The 16,774-nt window shown below is 32.9% G+C and carries 14 protein-coding genes; 5 read left to right on the top strand and 9 right to left on the bottom strand.

Translation table 11 applies throughout. From position 1 onward, the window contains the following. Both KO504_RS13805 and KO504_RS13800 read right to left on the bottom strand, forming a co-directional pair. Nucleotides 1-1,885, bottom strand: a 1,885-nt coding sequence (locus KO504_RS13805) for a PKD domain-containing protein (RefSeq protein ID WP_215927792.1), incomplete at its 3' end; no start/stop codon positions are given. A 10-nt stretch (nt 1,886-1,895) separates the two neighbouring features. Beyond that, nucleotides 1,896-2,357 carry a hypothetical protein gene (locus tag KO504_RS13800; protein ID WP_215927791.1) on the bottom strand — a complete coding sequence of 154 codons (462 nt, stop codon included), beginning with the start codon at nt 2,355-2,357 and terminating at the stop codon, nt 1,896-1,898. A gap of 198 nt (nt 2,358-2,555) precedes the next feature. Between KO504_RS13800 and folE the strand changes: the two genes are divergently transcribed. The 5 genes from folE to KO504_RS13775 all read left to right on the top strand — a co-directional run bounded on the left by folE (nt 2,556) and on the right by KO504_RS13775 (nt 6,642). Further along, nucleotides 2,556-3,233, top strand: coding sequence for a GTP cyclohydrolase I FolE (gene folE, locus KO504_RS13795; RefSeq protein ID WP_215927789.1), 678 nt, complete (start codon nt 2,556-2,558; stop codon nt 3,231-3,233). A 55-nt stretch (nt 3,234-3,288) separates the two neighbouring features. After that, a complete protein-coding gene (gene cysS, locus KO504_RS13790) occupies nt 3,289-4,770 on the top strand; it encodes a cysteine--tRNA ligase (protein WP_215927787.1) in 1,482 nt (493 codons plus the stop codon). A 2-nt stretch (nt 4,771-4,772) separates the two neighbouring features. After that, nucleotides 4,773-5,009 (top strand): membrane protein insertion efficiency factor YidD, encoded by a 237-nt coding sequence (gene yidD, locus KO504_RS13785; protein WP_215927785.1) that lies wholly within the window; start codon nt 4,773-4,775, stop codon nt 5,007-5,009. Between the two features lie 305 nt (nt 5,010-5,314). After that, nucleotides 5,315-6,139 carry a prolipoprotein diacylglyceryl transferase gene (gene lgt / locus KO504_RS13780; protein ID WP_215927784.1) on the top strand — a complete coding sequence of 275 codons (825 nt, stop codon included), beginning with the start codon at nt 5,315-5,317 and terminating at the stop codon, nt 6,137-6,139. Continuing rightward, a complete protein-coding gene (locus KO504_RS13775) occupies nt 6,139-6,642 on the top strand; it encodes a DUF192 domain-containing protein (RefSeq protein ID WP_215927782.1) in 504 nt (167 codons plus the stop codon). Before lgt ends, KO504_RS13775 begins: the two co-directional genes overlap by 1 nt. Nucleotides 6,643-6,768: 126 nt before the next feature. Here KO504_RS13775 and KO504_RS13770 read toward each other — a convergent pair whose 3' ends face one another. From KO504_RS13770 to gyrB, 7 genes are all read right to left on the bottom strand, one after another. Then, nucleotides 6,769-7,623, bottom strand: a complete 855-nt coding sequence (locus KO504_RS13770) for a hypothetical protein (protein ID WP_215927780.1) — start codon at nt 7,621-7,623, stop codon at nt 6,769-6,771. Next, nucleotides 7,620-8,027 carry a hypothetical protein gene (locus tag KO504_RS13765; protein ID WP_215927778.1) on the bottom strand — a complete coding sequence of 136 codons (408 nt, stop codon included), beginning with the start codon at nt 8,025-8,027 and terminating at the stop codon, nt 7,620-7,622. Before KO504_RS13765 ends, KO504_RS13770 begins: the two co-directional genes overlap by 4 nt. Before the next feature lie 124 nt (nt 8,028-8,151). Further along, on the bottom strand, nt 8,152-11,208 hold the full coding sequence (gene secDF, locus KO504_RS13760) for a protein translocase subunit SecDF (RefSeq protein WP_215927777.1): 3,057 nt from the start codon (nt 11,206-11,208) through the stop codon (nt 8,152-8,154). Nucleotides 11,209-11,366: 158 nt separating this feature from the next. Beyond that, nucleotides 11,367-11,978 (bottom strand): hypothetical protein, encoded by a 612-nt coding sequence (locus KO504_RS13755; protein WP_215927776.1) that lies wholly within the window; start codon nt 11,976-11,978, stop codon nt 11,367-11,369. A 199-nt stretch (nt 11,979-12,177) separates the two neighbouring features. Further along, nucleotides 12,178-13,104 carry a malate dehydrogenase gene (mdh, locus tag KO504_RS13750; protein WP_215927775.1) on the bottom strand — a complete coding sequence of 309 codons (927 nt, stop codon included), beginning with the start codon at nt 13,102-13,104 and terminating at the stop codon, nt 12,178-12,180. Nucleotides 13,105-13,234: 130 nt separating this feature from the next. Next, nucleotides 13,235-14,278, bottom strand: coding sequence for a DUF6588 family protein (locus KO504_RS13745; RefSeq protein WP_215927774.1), 1,044 nt, complete (start codon nt 14,276-14,278; stop codon nt 13,235-13,237). Between the two features lie 217 nt (nt 14,279-14,495). Further along, nucleotides 14,496-16,445: a DNA topoisomerase (ATP-hydrolyzing) subunit B gene (gene gyrB, locus KO504_RS13740; protein WP_215927773.1), complete on the bottom strand. Its 1,950-nt coding sequence runs from the start codon at nt 16,443-16,445 to the stop codon at nt 14,496-14,498. Between the last annotated feature and the right edge of the window lie 329 nt (nt 16,446-16,774).

Below are 16,774 nucleotides of genomic sequence, written 5' to 3'. Positions count from 1 at the left end.
TGATGGTAGGTTGGCCGGCTACATTTAAAGAGAATGGTAATATTTCATAACACCCAGAATTTAGATATTCTACCCTAATAAATATAATTTCCCCATCTGTTCCTGAATAATTACTCAAATCAGCTATAGCATTAACATCAGCTTCAGCATCAATAAGTGAATTATGGTAGGTAACTATTAACTCACTAGGGTTAGGTGCGCTTGCTAGAACTACTGGAGTATTAGAATCTAATTCAAAAATATAAGGAGGAGCACCAGTATCACAAACAAATAAATCATCAGGCGCTTCCGTAATTACCTCTGGTAATACCTCAACACAAACTTCCTGTGTATATTCACAACCAAAATCATCTGTAACTCTATAAGTATAACAATACAAACCAGCTACTGATGGCTGAACTGTTATTACGTTTCCTGCAGTACCTGTTATTGTAGCATCTGCATCCCATGCTTCAGTCTCAATTACAGGTGTAAAAGAAAGCTCTGGTGGTTGTAAATTAGGATCAAACTCAATACTCCAAGCAAAAATATGTCCGTTATCTGCTCCAATATTATCAACAACTCTAATCGTCCAATCTCCATTTAAAGGCGAACCAAGAAGCCCATCTAAAGAGTTTATAGAACTATAAGTTCCTGCTGGAACATAAGAATCATTGTAAGTTCCAGGTCCATCTCCGTTAGGAAACGTACCGCCAGTTTGAATACCTCCAACCAAAGTTGGAAATCCACCAACAGGTACAAAACAATACTGACGACCTTCTCCGGGTGTTGTATTACTACTATTTCCATCAACTGTTCCCGTTGCCCATGGAATACCTAAATTTGCACTAGAACCACCTTGATCATGCATTCTAACAACTTGTCCGTTAGGCGATATTATCTCTATATCTAAATCTCCTAAATACGAATGCTCCATGGTTACACAAATACTAATCAATTGACTAATATCTGTTAAAGCTTGTGCAGAATCATAACAATCTACAGTTATAGATGTCTCGTAAACCGCTCCACTTCCATCTGGTAAAAATGTAATACCACTCACAGGAGGTGTACAGTTATTAATAAATTCAACAGCTTCAACTTCACCTGTTATATCAGTACTCTCTCCATAACAAAGCACAGAGTTTGCTGCGCCTGTTCCTGTAAAATCAGGTTCAGTAGCAACTTGAATAACTTGGTTAATTAAATTGTTATTATCACATCCAAGTGGATCAATTGAAGTATTTGCATCACGTATATTTAGATTTACAATATATACGCCTGGATCAGGATACGAAAAAGTTACGCTTTGGCCAGATGCTGTATTACCATCACCTAAGTCCCATTCATAAGTAGCACCAGTTCCATCAACAGAAAACACACCACTACCATTTAAAGTAACCTCTTCATTAGGACACACTCTTATATAGCCATCTCCGTTTGGTGCAGGAGATGTAGAATCAATCTGAGAGTTAATAGTTTGGCATGGTGTTAGACAAGCGATACTCGCTTCCCACCCATTTATATTACCAGCTGCATTTGAAACAAATTGAATTGTTATACATCCTGAAGTATTATCCTCAGTAGGCTGTACTAATCCAGGACTATTTGAACCTGAGAAATCGCCAAAAGAAGTTGCCGCAACACTATCTCCATCAAAAATAGACATAATATCTTGGTTTACTTGTGTTACAAATTCGGTAAAATTTAATTGTATTTTCTGACCTGGATTTTCAGGACATATGGTTAAGATAAAATTTTCATCATCCCCATAGTTACCAAATTCACCTCCTGAATCGTAAAAAATCCCACCACATTGACTAACTGTTGCTGTTTGCATATTTACATCCTGAGCCAACATTAGCGATGTAAATAATATAGAAATTATAGTAATTATATACTTCATGTTTATAATTTTATTGATATTGAGACTTAATAATGATATAATAATTTGTACCATCTACCTGATACATCGCTGCTGCTCTAGAATGAAATTCAAAATTATACTTTAGTGGATTAAAAGTATTAGGATTAAAGTTTTCATCTCGTTTTAGTTCTGAAACAAAACCATCAAAAACGGACACCTCAGATAATTTAGGACACGCTTTTTTGTTTTTTTCATCAGTTACTAATTTAATCTCTACTCTATTTCTAAGAATATGTTTAATACTCCTAAGCCTATGTGGATTGTTAAAAACATATTTATCAGCAAATTCACCATAAACCTCTATAATTTGAGCACGCTCATTAGCTGTTAATGGCAACTTTACATTGTCATTAAATTTTGCCAAAGGAACTGGATTTTTTTGTTTGGACTGCTGGCTAAACATACATAAAGGCATGAGTATCAGAGTAAGAATAATCATTAGTTTTTTCATTGTTCAAATGGATTTTTTAAAGTTTCGAAAATTAAGAAAATTTTAATAAAACCTATGTTAATTCACCAAGGATAATGACATTTTAACGGTTTTTATTATATAACAGTTATATAATTAATTTCCCTACCTATATGATGCTATTTTTATTGCTTATCTTTGCCACTTGCTTTTAAAAACTGAAAACCAATTTATTTTACAATGAAAATCAATAGTGATTTTAACGATATAGATGCTTTAGGTGATAATCACATAGGATCATCTAGCGACACACCATTAAGAGCTGATGCTTTTAAACTTTCTAACAATGACAAAATTGACATTATTAAAAGTGATGTTAAACATATTTTAGAAACTTTAGGTTTAGATTTAAATGACGATAGCCTTAAAGGCACTCCAAACAGAGTTGCCAAAATGTTTGTTAATGAGATTTTTGGAGGTTTAAATCCGGATAAAAAACCAAACGCCTCAACATTTGACAATAAGTATAAATACGGCGAAATGCTTGTTGAGAAAAACATCACAGTTTACTCAACCTGCGAACACCACCTATTACCTATTGTTGGACGAGCACATGTTGCGTATATATCTAACGGGACTGTTGTTGGCTTATCTAAAATGAACAGAATAGTCGATTATTTTGCCAAACGACCACAAGTACAAGAGCGACTAACGATTCAAATTGTTAAAGAGCTTCAAAGTGTTTTAAATACAGAAGATGTGGCTTGTGTTATTGACGCAAAACATTTATGTGTTAATTCTCGTGGCATAAGAGATATTGAAAGTAGCACTGTTACTTCAGAATTTGGAGGTCAATTTAAATCTAAAGAAACAAGACGAGAGTTTTTAGACTACATTAAATTAGATACACAATTTTAATTTTTTCACTCAACACACTAATTCAATTTATTGATTCATTTTTCAAAATCGCATCATGTCATTATATAATACAAATCAAATAAAATTATACAATACACTTTCTGGTGAAAAAGAAATTTTTCAACCCATAACTGATGGCTATGTTGGAATGTATGTTTGCGGTCCAACAGTATACAGTAATGTACATTTAGGTAATGTGAGAACATTTATGTCTTTCGATATGATTTTTCGCTACCTTAAACATTTAGGTTATAAAGTGCGTTATGTTCGAAACATCACAGATGCTGGTCATTTAGAAAATGATGCAGATGTAGGTGAAGATAAAATTACAAAAAAAGCCAGATTAGAAGCTATTGAACCTATGGAAATAGTACAGCGTTATACTGTAGATTTTCATAATGTACTCAACACTTTTAACTTTTTACCTCCAAGTATTGAACCTACTGCTACAGGTCACATTATTGAACAGATAGAGTTAATTCAATCTATAATTGATAATGGTTTTGGCTATGTTGTTAATGGTTCGGTTTATTTTGATGTGCATAAATACAATGAATCTAATGAATATGGTATTTTAAGCAAACGTAAATTAGAAGACTTAATACATAACACCCGAGCACTTGACGGTCAGAGCGATAAGAAAAACCCACAAGACTTTGCCCTTTGGAAAAAAGCAGAACCAACGCATATAATGCGCTGGCCTTCGCCTTGGAGTGATGGTTTTCCTGGTTGGCATTTAGAATGTACTGCTATGAGCACTAAATATCTTGGTGAGTATTTTGATATTCATGGTGGAGGAATGGATTTAAAATTCCCACATCACGAATGTGAAATTGCCCAAAATCAAGCTGCCAAAGGTCAGGCACCAGTAAAATATTGGATGCATGCCAATATGTTAGAATTGAATGGAGCCCGTATGAGTAAATCTACTGGAAATTATATAAATCCAGCTGAATTACTTTCAGGAGACAATGATATTATGTCTAAAGCATACAATCCAAGCGTCATTCGATTTTTTATGATGCAAGCATCTTACAGAAGTATTTTAGATTTAACAGATGATGGTTTGGCAGCTGCCGAAAAAGGATTTCACAGACTTATGGATGCGATTTCCTTAATTGATAATTTAAAAACAAGTTCTACATCTTCATTTAATATTGCTGAATGGAAGCAAAAATGCTACGATGCGATGAATGATGATTTTAATACTCCTATTTTAATTGCCACACTTTTTGAAGCTGTAAAATTTATTAATCAAATTAAAGATGGAAGTGCTAGCATAACATCTACAGATTTAGAATCTTTAAAAAGCACCATTAACATTTTTGTGTTTGACGTACTTGGCTTGGTAAATATTTCTAAAACAAATACTGGTAGCGATAAACTAGCGAGTGCAGTAGAAATTCTAATTAACCTAAGAAAAGAAGCCCGATTAAACAAAGATTTTGCACTGTCTGATAAAATTAGAGACGAATTGGCTGAAGCAGGTATTAAACTTAATGATAGTAGAGAAGGCACAACTTTTACGACAAACTAATCGTGAAGAAACTTTTAACATATCCTTTTTTATTACTGATTAAATTATACCAAATATTTATTTCACCAATGACTCCTGCGACTTGCAGGTACCAACCAACATGTTCTCACTATGCAAAAGAAGCACTTGAAGTACATGGTTTTTTTAAAGGCGGTTGGTTGGCTTTAAAACGGATTTTTAGTTGTCATCCCTGGGGAGGTAGTGGTTTTGATCCAGTTCCGAGAAAGGATGACAACTAAAAATTCGCCAACGCGCCTGCTCGCCCGTTCTCTAAAAATGTACCCCGTACATTTTTTTTACGTTCCGTCGCCCTGGGGAGGTAGTGGTTTTGATCCAGTTCCGAAAAAAGATGACAACTAAAAACTTGTCTAGAACTACAGTTATCTCAATCACTAAAAAAGATGCTTCATCTATTTTTAACCCACTACAATCTTTGATAAAAAGAGGATTCATTCAAGTTCCTTCAAAAGAAGACTAATTTTACGTTAATCTCATTTTCAATCCCTTTCAAAATATTATCTTTACCTCATAAAATAGAATATTTATGTTTTTATTACAAATTGATTGGGATCCTATTAAGTTTATAGATTTAGGATTTTTTAAACTTCACTTTTATAGTCTTATGTGGATTACAGCCTTTATTTTAGGCTTTCAAATCACTAAACGTATCTATAAAAACGAAGGTCAATCTGAAGAATCATTAGATTCCTTATTTATTTATTCTGTTTTAGGGATTATGCTTGGTGCAAGATTAGGCCACGTTATATTTTACCAACCAGAACTCATTACAGAAGATTTCTTTAGCATCTTTTTACCTTTTAAATTTAAAGGAGGATTTGAGTTTACTGGCTTTCAAGGCTTAGCTAGTCATGGCGCAGCAATAGCAATGATTATTTCTATGTACTTATATAATAAAAAAGTATTACACAAAACAGTACTTTGGATTTTAGATCGCGTTGTAGTCCCTGTTGCTTTAGGAGCTGTATTTGTTAGAATTGGGAACTTTATTAATTCTGAAATTATAGGTAAATATACCGGAAGTGATTTTGGCGTTGTGTTTAAACAATTAGGCGAAACACAACCTAGACATCCAGCACAATTGTATGAAGCATTCTGTTATGTTTTTGTATTTCTAATTCTCTTTTACTTCTATTGGAAAACAAAAAAATCTGAACAACAAGGCTTTTTATTTGGCTTGTTTTTAGTCTTATTATGGACTGTAAGATTCTTTGTAGAATTTGTAAAAGAAGCTCAAAATCCAGAACGTGCAGATTGGCTTCTTAATACAGGACAGTTGTTAAGTATTCCGTTTGTATTAATTGGACTGTACTTCATGTTTATTTATAAACCAAAAACAAAATTGAGCTAATGAAAGTTCAACTCTATTTAAAATCTGTATTTATTGTTTTAATTTGTACTTTGTTTGCATCTTGTAAAGAAGAAAAGACAACCAAATCTGAAAACAAAGTTGTTGTGAGTTTCAAAAAAGAAGGTGTTTTAATGCTTAAAAAAGCAGATTCCGACTCTGTAATAAAGACCTTAGATATTGAAATTGCAGATGACGAATATACCACCCAAACAGGCTTAATGTATAGAACGAAACTTGAAACCAATCAAGGTATGTTATTTGTATTTCCTAATATGCAAATGCGAAGTTTCTATATGAAAAACACTAAAATTCCTTTAGATATTATTTATATAGATGACGATTTATCTATCGTTAGTTTTCAAAAAAATGCAAAGCCTATGGATGAAACCTCTCTTCCATCAGAAGCTCCTGCTAAATATGTTTTAGAAATTAATGCTGGGCTTTCTGACGCATGGCAATTGGCTATTGGTGACAAAATAAGTTTTACCTCAACAAACGAGTAACACAATAGATTACTTATACATCAACATATCTTTTTAGGGCATAATAAAAGAGAACGAATTCTCAAAATAGGTTAAACCCCTTCATCAGTAAAGTTTCTGATATCTATACACGCAACTATATTATAGCTAATGATAGCCAAGTTTAGTCACGACTAAAACAACACAAAACATTGCTATTATTACATACAACAATCTCAATTTAATATTGTTGCACAAAAACAAGCCAGAAATGGCAAGCAAGGCCATAAAACCTGTTTCTAATCGCGTACAAAGTATACCTATAATCAACATTATAAAAAGCAAATGCGTCCACGTACTTTTAGGTTTCCATAAAATAGCAATTGCAACAATAAATTCCATAGCTATAGTCAGCATTGCAAATACTTGACTAATTACACCAAGATTTGGAAATACATCTTTTAAAACAATGCTTTCACCAATATTGGGATCTGTAGCTTGCAAGGCTATTAAACTTTCCGTATTGCTTTTTGTTACCTCTGAAATTTCAGGAAAAAATCCTAAAAAAGGGTCAAACAGAAAACCTCTATTCAACATGTAATAATAGAAGTTACCACTTATAAACTGATTAGATATTAGTTTTTGCAAAACCGACGCCAATATAACAATAACCAAAAGTATCTGAATGTTTTTTAAAAGTATATCACTACGTTTATGATAGCGATAACACAAAACAGAAAGCGTCATAAATGTTAACACAAAATGATGATTTGCCACTCTCAAATACATGAGGTAGAGATCAAAAAGCAGTAGTGCAGAAAAGGCCATCCAAATAATAGGGTGCTTTATCTTGTGACGAAAGAAAAACCAATAAAACAAACCTAGAAAAAGCACTGGAGTTTTCCATATACCATATTTTTCAGACATAATAGAAATATAGATTCCAAGTACTAAAAGCAGCAACTGACTTGCAAGCTCAATGTGATTATTTAATTTCTCTTTTATACCTATCCAATATATCACAGGCTTGTTTTTTTATAATAAATCTCATTGACCAAAGCTCTTGAATAAACACCATGTTTCGAATTAACGGATGGTTTCCATATTTGAATATGAATACTATCTTTGTGCGTTGTTTTTACAAGAAATTCTGCAGCACTCATTAAATTATCATCATTAGGCATTAGTTTTAAATGCTTAAAAATCCGTTCCATTTCATTATTATTTGCAATCAGAGAATCCACTGACATGCCTGGAATATATATCTGATTGTAGTAATAATGGATTCCTGTGTACATACCATAACCACCACCTTTCCATTTATTAAGACTTTGTGTATTTACAAAAAAGAACTGCACAGCAATTACTATAACAGCAAGGCTAGGAATTCCGTACTTCAACAAAAGCACTTTTATTGTGTTAGACATGAATTACAATTGGATTATAAATAAATATATGCTATTAAAGATTTAGAAACAAAAAAAATACCTCTCTATTAAGAAAGGCATTTTTTAAACTCTGAATTAATTCAGAATACTATTTGTTGTAAGCTTAAGCTTCTTCAACGTCTTCTTTCACTTTATTTTTAAGTGCATCAGTTACGTTACCTTTTTTAGCTGTATCATACATAATTGGTGTTGCAATAAATACAGAAGAATATGTACCTACAATTACACCAACGATTAATGCAAATAATAAATCTTTAAGTGAATCTGCACCAAATAAGAACATTGCCAATAACACCACTAATGTTGTTAACGAGGTATTTAATGTTCTACTAATAGTACTGTTTATAGATTTGTTAATAGTTGTATCAAAACTCCAACCTAAGTTTTCATTAAAGTACTCTCTAATTCTATCAAATACTACAACCGTATCATTTAAAGAGTAACCAATTACTGTTAAGATTGCCGCAATAAACGTTTGGTCAATCTCCATACTAAATGGCATAAACCTCCATGTTAATGAATAGATACCTAACAAGATTAAAACATCATGGAAAACGGCAGCTACAGCTCCAAGAGAGAATTGCCATTTCTTAAATCTTAATAAGATGTATAAGAAAACTACTACTAAAGATCCTAAAATAGCCCAGATAGATGATTTCTTAATATCATCGGCAATTGTTGGACTTACTTTACTAGATAACATTTTACCTATTTTCTTATCTCCTGATCCATCTAAAAATTCTTCATATGTAATTCCTTCTGGAAGGTATTTTTGAAGCGCAGTAAACAACATTGACTGTACTTTTTCATCGGCTTCAACAGACGTATCTTCTACTAAATATTTGGTAGAAATCTTTAATTGATTTGGTCCACCAATAGTTTTTACTTCTGCACTTTCAAATACATTATGTAGGTCATTTTTCACTTCCTCAACACTCATATCCTGATCAAAACGTATTTGATAAGTTCTACCTCCAACAAAATCAATACCTTGATCTAATCCTGTTGTAAAAAGAGACCCTAAACTAGCTACAATAAATACCGCAGAAATAGCATAAGCAATCTTACGTTTCTTTAAGAAATCGATATTTACATTGGTAAATAAGTTCTTTGTTAAACCAGTAGAGAAATCTAATTTACCACCTCTATTTATATACCAATCTACTAATAGACGAGTTATAAAAATCGCTGTAAATAAAGACGTTAAAATACCAATGATTAATGTTGTTGCAAATCCTTTAATTGGACCAGTACCAAATACAAATAATATTAAAGCGGTTAAACCGGTTGTTATATTCGCATCTAAAATTGAAGATAAGGCGTTAGAGAAACCATCTTTAATAGATTCTTTTTGCGATTTACCTTTTGCTAATTCTTCTCGTATCCTTTCAAAAATAAGCACGTTTGCATCGACCGAAATACCTATAGTTAATACAATACCTGCAATACCTGGTAAAGTTAATACAGCTCCTAAACTTGCTAATACACCAAAGATTAATAAGATGTTTAATAATAAAGCGATATCTGCAAAACCACCTGCTTTACCATAGTAAAACAACATCCAAAGTAAAACAAATGCTAAAGCGATTACGAATGACTTCATACCACTATCAATAGCCTCTTGACCTAATGAAGGTCCAACCTCATCTGCTTGAACAATTTGAGCAGAAGCAGGTAATTTACCAGCTCTTAAAACGTTAGCTAAATCGACAGCCTCTGTTAGCGAAAATGCTCCAGAAATTTGTGAATTACCACCTGCAATTGGACCTGTAGATACACTTGGCGCAGAATACACAATATTATCTAAAACAATAGCAATATAACCTTGAGTTTCGTATGCTTTTTTGGTCATTTCTTCCCAAATCTTAGCACCTTTAGCATTCATCTGCATACTAACAGCAGGTCTGCTTACTTGGTCATAGTCTTGTCTAGCATCTGTAATTACAGCACCACTTAATTCCGGTACTCCATCTCTGTTTCCTTTAATTGCATAAAGTTCTGAATACTCAGAATCTTCTGTTTGTATTCCCCAAACAAATTTTACATAACGCATTTCTGCAGGAAGTGAAGCTCTATTTTTTGGTGCATTTAAATGCGCCATAACTTTTTCTTTGTCCTTAGCTAAGAACATACCAACTACAGAGCCACCATTTCCGTACCCTTGAATACCTAATGGGTTTAAATCGGCTACATTAGTTGAGTCTGATTCTATCTGACCCGTTAAGTCATCAATAGCACTTGAAGCTGAATCTTGATCTACTGTTGTTTCTGCAATAGCATCGTTTTTAGATTCTTTTGCTTCATTTGCCTTATTTTCTTCAATCAAAGTTTGGTTAACCTGCATTAAATAAGGTAAAACTTCTTGAGTCTTATAGGTTTCCCAAAACTGTAATTGTGCTGTTTTAGTAACTAAATCTTTAACACGCTCAATATCTTTAGCTCCTGGTAATTCTAATAAAATACGACCAGAATTTCCTAAACGTTGAATGTTTGGCGATGTTACACCAAATTTATCAATACGCTTACGTAATACTTCGAAAGCAGAAACGATAGACTCATCAATTTTTGTTTCAATGATACTTTTAACTTCGTTATCTGACATATCGAATTTAATCTCATCACTTAACGTACGATTTGCAAAAATGTCTGGAGATGCTAATTTAGTATCACCTTTAATAGCATCAAATGCTCTAAAGAAAGATTCTAAGTAAGATTCTTGTGCATCTTTTTGTAACTCTTCTGCATCATCTAAAGCTTTATTAAAAATAGGGTCTTTACTGTTATTAGCTAATCCCTTTAAAATGTCTCTAACCGAAATTTGAAGGATAACATTAATACCACCTTTAAGGTCTAAACCAAGGTTCATGGCATTATTTTCAACTTCAGTATATGAATATTTTGCAAACCCTAAATTATAAACTTCAATAGGTTCAAACTTATCACCTACTTTAATTTTAGTGGTTTTTAATGAATCTAAATAGCGAACCTCTTCGATGTTTCTTTTAGATTGGTAATCGTCTTCTGTGTCTGCGATTTTAGCAATTGCTGCTTCTTTTGCTGTATCTTCTAGCTGGTTTGCTTTGAATGTAAATGATAATTGGTAAATACTTACCAAACCAAATAAAAGCGCAAAAAGCTTAATTATTCCTTTGTTTTGCATTGTAATTATTTATTTAATGTCGAATTTTTTGAACGCGCAAATATAGAGTATACACTATAATTCAACAATGTTTTTTATGATTTTGATTTTTAGTCGTTTCTATTGAATAAGAAAGACTTGGAATGAAGTAAAAATTCTTTTAGAAAGAACAGTTTTTTTTAAACGGTTGGCCCTGCTCTAACTTCAGGAATTTTATAGGATATATTATCTATTGCATTGGCAATAGCCGTATTTACTATAACAGCAACATTAACAGTGTTGTTACTTTGTTTTGTATTATTCAGTTCGCTTGAATAATTAACTTTTAGTGGTTTGGAGTGGTCTGTCTTTTGATTTATCTCTGCAACTTGAGTTCCTTCAAAACTCCAATCAATATCACTACCTGTCTTTATTTCAGAAATATTAAGCTCATAGTTTTTTACACCTTTCTTCTCTGGAAAATTATTTGAATGGTTTTGAGAGGAATTGTAAGCTAACTTTAACTCTTCAACGTTAAAAAGTGTCTTCTGAATATAAGCCACATTAGCATCACTATGATAGGTAATTCTAAGCTGACCTTTATTATTTTGACCAATCTGAATTTGAGTAACACCAATACTTTGTAATTTGCCTTGAATGGCTTCAATAGCATTTTCAGTATCTTCAGCTGTAATAGACGTATCTGAAAACTGAATTACAATCTGTTGATTTGGTAGCGTTGTATGCTCTATAAACGTTCCTAAAAACGCTAAGAGTAAAGCTAATATTCCAAATTTCAGTTTGGTTTTCATGCCCCAAATATAGACAAAAAAATAAAGACTGTATTTCAACCGTCTTTATTCTAAATATTTTGAAATTTATGCCCTACAAATCTTCTATTTTGGTCACATCTTCGGGTAAAATCTCATAAACTTACCCTAATTAAAACAAAAACCTCACCAACTGATGAGTTAGCAAGGCTATTGTGAAATAATTAATCTATTGATATAATTAAAGTTCTAATAATCCATTAGTCTTTTTTACACCTTCTGCACTTTCTACCATATGTGCTTTTTCAGCAGCACTTAAAGGTACGTCTACAATCTTTTCAATTCCTTTTCTACCTAAGATTACTGGTACACCAATACATAAATCGTTTAAACCATATTCACCATCTAACAAGGCTGAACATGGAAATATTTTCTTTTGGTCACAAGCAATAGCCTGAACTAAGCCACTTACTGCAGCACCTGGAGCATACCAAGCTGAAGTACCTAATAATTTTGTTAGTGTTGCTCCTCCAACTTTAGTATCTTCTTTTACTTGGTTTAAGCGTTCTTCTGATAAAAATTCAGAAACTTTAATACTGTTTCTAGTTGCATGAGATGTTAATGGCACCATACCTTTATCACTATGACCACCGATTACCATACCATCTACATCACTAATAGGTGCTTCTAATGCTTCAGCTAATCTGTATTTAAAACGTGCAGAATCTAACGCTCCACCCATTCCTATAATTCTGTGTTTTGGTAAACCTGTAGTTTTGTGTACCAAATACGTCATTGTATCCATTGGATTACTTACAACAATAATAATTGTATTTGGAGAATGCTCTACTAAACTTGTTGATACTGTTTTTACAATACCTGCGTTAATACCTATTAATTCTTCACGTGTCATACCTGGTTTACGAGGAATACCAGAAGTAATTACACAAATATCACTATTTGCTGTTTTAGAATAATCGTTTGTACTTCCTGTAATTTTAGTATCAAACCCATTTAAAGATGCACATTGCATTAAGTCCATTGCCTTACCTTCTGCATAGCCTTCTTTAATATCTAAAATTACAACTTCTGAAGCAAAGTTTTTAATTGCAATATACTCTGCACAACTTGCCCCTACAGCTCCTGCGCCAACTACGGTTACTTTCATTTGTTTTATATGTTTTATTATGTGAAACTAATTGTTTTAAATGATTGTAAAATTACGAATAAAATTGCTTTAAACGAAGAAAGCACAAGAGTAAATCTTGTGCTTTTGTCTCTTGTTTTAAGATCTAATTTTATCTGAAGCTCAACGCTATACCAACTGTAGCTGTATTATATTTTTGAAACGTATAATCGCCAAATATTTTAAAGAATCCTAAATTTAATCTTGTGCCTAATGTTGCTCTCATTCCATTTGCCTCAAAATTTAAATTTATAGGGTCGCTTATCTCTTCTTGAACCGTCCCCATTTGGTTCCCATTACTATCTTCTACATCGTAAGTTAGTGTATAATCTCCTTTCATTTTAGCTGTTGTCTTTCCGTTGTTATAACCAAGACTTCCGTAGAATGTAATTAATTTAAAATCTAAAGAAGCTAATGCCTGAACCGTCCATGTATTCATTTTAAATTCTGCTTCGCCATTTGTAACAAAAACGTTATCAGAATTATCGGTATCTGACATTGCATAAGTGACACTCATACTCGTAAATGCACCTAAAACAGATACACTAAGCGGCAATTTATCTAAGGGGCCTAAATATTGTGTTAAGTCGTGCTGCAATCCAAAACCAAGCAGCTTAGCTTCAACATCATCATAATTTTGAGTTGGCACAAAACGCGCCTTAATATCTGTTTTAAATGGTAATCCAAACCCAATTTGCACTGTTGGAGCAGGCACTGCATTTACAGGTAAATCTTCTGTAATACCTCCAGGCATATCAAAACTTATTACTCTAGAGGTGCCATCTCCATTTGGTATTGAAACATCTATAGTCGCCTCTGTATCATCCTCGCTCATTACTGTTGGTAACTTGTTTTGTCCACTTGCTACAGATAAAAAAGGGTAATCTGCTGGATTAAATGCAAATGTTTTAGCTGCATCTGGTACAAAAGAGGCATTAACACCAATAGTAATATCAAAGCCAAACTTTTTATGAACTTTTGCTGTTGTTGCCCAACCACCATTCATACTATACATTAATCCCACCATTGCTGGATTTAAATAATTTTGCGTAAGCAAACTAGCATCCTCTGAAGCAAGCAAAATAGTTTCTAAATCCTGGGCTTTAGTTAATTGCACACTAGCAATAACAACAATTAAAGTGATAAATTTTCTCATAGCAATAGTGGTTTTTACATAGGCCTAAATTATAAAAATAATCATAAAAATGATTTATTTTCATCACATACATGGATAATTAGCCTACGAACCTTATACTAAATAAGCTTAAAAGCGATGATTTTTTATTATTTGATATTATAAAAATCAGAAAAATAAAGGCACAAAAAAACACCCAAAAGTGGGTGTTTTTTTTTATATATTAAATTATTAATACTTAGGCATCAATATTTGCATAAATAGCATTTTTCTCTATGAATTCTCTACGAGGTGGTACTTCGTCTCCCATTAACATAGAAAACACGCGATCCGCTTCTACCCCATTATCAATATGAATCTGACGCAATGTTCTAAACTCAGGATTCATAGTTGTATCCCAAAGTTGACTTGCGTTCATTTCTCCAAGACCCTTATAACGTTGTATTTTTGCTCCATCACCATACTGCTCCATTAAAGCCAATCGTTCTTCATCATTCCATGCATACTCTTTTTTCGCTCCCTTCTTCACCAAATACAACGGCGGCGTAGCAATATAAATATGCCCTTTTTCAATTAACTCCTTCATGTAACGGAAGAAGAACGTTAAAATTAAAGTTTCAATATGCGCACCATCAATATCGGCATCACACATAATCACAATTTTATGATATCTTAACTTTGAAAGGTTTAAAGCTTTACTATCTTCTTCGGTACCAATGGTCACACCCAAAGCCGTAAACATGTTCTTAATTTCTTCATTTTCGAACACTTTATGGGTCATCGCTTTTTCTACATTAAGAATCTTACCTCTTAAAGGTAAAATGGCTTGAAAATTTCTATCTCTTCCCATTTTTGCTGTTCCACCTGCAGAATCTCCCTCTACTAGATAAATTTCACATTTTTCAGGATCTTGCTCAGAACAATCTGATAATTTCCCAGGTAAACCACCAATACTCATTACGGTTTTACGTTGCACCATTTCACGAGCTTTTTGAGCTGCGTGACGAGCTTGAGCAGCCAAAATCACTTTCTGTACTATAGTCTTGGCATCCTCAGGATTTTCTTCTAAATAGTCTGTTAGCATTTCAGATACCGACTGACTTACCGCTGCTGAAACCTCACGGTTTCCTAGTTTGGTTTTGGTTTGACCTTCAAACTGTGGTTCTTGAACTTTTACAGACACAATAGCAGTTAAACCCTCACGAAAATCATCACCAGACACATCAAACTTTAACTTATCTAACATGCCAGATTCGTCAGCATATTTTTTAAGTGTATGCGTTAAACCGCGGCGAAAACCAGATAAATGTGTTCCACCTTCATGAGTATTAATATTATTTACATACGAGTGTAAATTTTCTGCATAAGACGTATTATAAACCATCGCAACTTCTACAGGCACGCCATTTTTTTCGCCTTCAAAAGAAATAACATCTTTCATTAGAGGTTCACGATTGCCATCGAGAAATTTTATAAATTCACTTAGTCCTTCTTTAGAGTGAAATGTTTCTCCATCAAACTCACCATCTTCTTTTTTATGACGTCTATCAACCAAATGAATGGTAATACCTTTATTAAGATATGCTAATTCTCGTAAACGACTTGCTAACGTATCATAACTATACTCTAAGGTTTGTGTAAAAATCGTTGGATCTGGTTTAAAAGTTACAATCGTCCCCCTTTTTTCAGTTTCACCAACTCTTTTTACAGGGTACGTAGCCTTACCTCTTTCATACTCTTGCTCCCAAATTTCTCCTTTCCTGTAAACGGTTGCCTTAAGATGCTCAGATAGCGCATTTACACAACTTACACCAACACCATGCAATCCACCAGACACTTTATAAGAGTCTTTATCAAATTTACCACCTGCACCAATTTTAGTCATAACAACCTCTAATGCAGAAACTCCTTCTTTTTTATGTAAATCTACAGGAATACCACGACCATCATCTTCTGTGGTAATAGAATTATCCTCGTTAATAATTACAGTAATATTATCACAATGACCAGCTAAAGCTTCATCAATAGAGTTATCAACTACCTCATAAACTAAATGGTGCAAACCACGGACACCTACATCTCCAATATACATGGATGGACGCATACGTACATGCTCCATACCTTCTAAAGCCTGAATACTATCTGCAGAATAATTATCCTTATTAAATTCTTCTCTTTTCTCGCTCATTATTTTGAATACATTTTAGTTCGAATCTTTATTAAAAAAAGTTCCATTTATTTTTTTAAACGGAATCAATCCAGCTATCCTAATTTCCTTCAATTTCATTTTAAAAATTAAGACCGCTTTGACATAAAAAAAATGACACAGTTGTATCATTTTTGAATACTAACAAATATACGATTTTAAAACACTTTATAAAAGCTTTTTATGGATTGAAACCGATAATTATCAACATTTGTTAATTACTTAATAATGCCTTAAAAAGGCTAAAAAGCACCTTAAATTTGATTTAACTAATTTTAAGGCTAACTCAGAATCAACAAAAACCAAAAAGG

The organism is Winogradskyella psychrotolerans, from assembly GCF_018860565.1.
Classification (GTDB): Bacteria; Bacteroidota; Bacteroidia; order Flavobacteriales; family Flavobacteriaceae; genus Winogradskyella; species Winogradskyella damuponensis.
Note: the sequence above shows the minus strand (reverse complement) of the source record. Positions and strands in the feature narration are given on the sequence as shown.

Excerpts from the sequence above, each read along its gene's own strand:
- KO504_RS13765 (WP_215927778.1), bottom strand. The coding sequence starts at position 8,027 with ATGTCTAACACAATAAAAGTGCTTTTGTTGAAGTACGGAATTCCTAGC.
- folE (WP_215927789.1), top strand. The coding sequence starts at position 2,556 with ATGAAAATCAATAGTGATTTTAACGATATAGATGCTTTAGGTGATAAT.
- KO504_RS13775 (WP_215927782.1), top strand. The coding sequence starts at position 6,139 with ATGAAAGTTCAACTCTATTTAAAATCTGTATTTATTGTTTTAATTTGT.
- KO504_RS13755 (WP_215927776.1), bottom strand. The coding sequence starts at position 11,978 with ATGAAAACCAAACTGAAATTTGGAATATTAGCTTTACTCTTAGCGTTT.
- gyrB (WP_215927773.1), bottom strand. The coding sequence starts at position 16,445 with ATGAGCGAGAAAAGAGAAGAATTTAATAAGGATAATTATTCTGCAGAT.
- mdh (WP_215927775.1), bottom strand. The coding sequence starts at position 13,104 with ATGAAAGTAACCGTAGTTGGCGCAGGAGCTGTAGGGGCAAGTTGTGCA.
- cysS (WP_215927787.1), top strand. The coding sequence starts at position 3,289 with ATGTCATTATATAATACAAATCAAATAAAATTATACAATACACTTTCT.
- secDF (WP_215927777.1), bottom strand. The coding sequence starts at position 11,208 with ATGCAAAACAAAGGAATAATTAAGCTTTTTGCGCTTTTATTTGGTTTG.
- lgt (WP_215927784.1), top strand. The coding sequence starts at position 5,315 with ATGTTTTTATTACAAATTGATTGGGATCCTATTAAGTTTATAGATTTA.
- KO504_RS13800 (WP_215927791.1), bottom strand. The coding sequence starts at position 2,357 with ATGAAAAAACTAATGATTATTCTTACTCTGATACTCATGCCTTTATGT.
- KO504_RS13745 (WP_215927774.1), bottom strand. The coding sequence starts at position 14,278 with ATGAGAAAATTTATCACTTTAATTGTTGTTATTGCTAGTGTGCAATTA.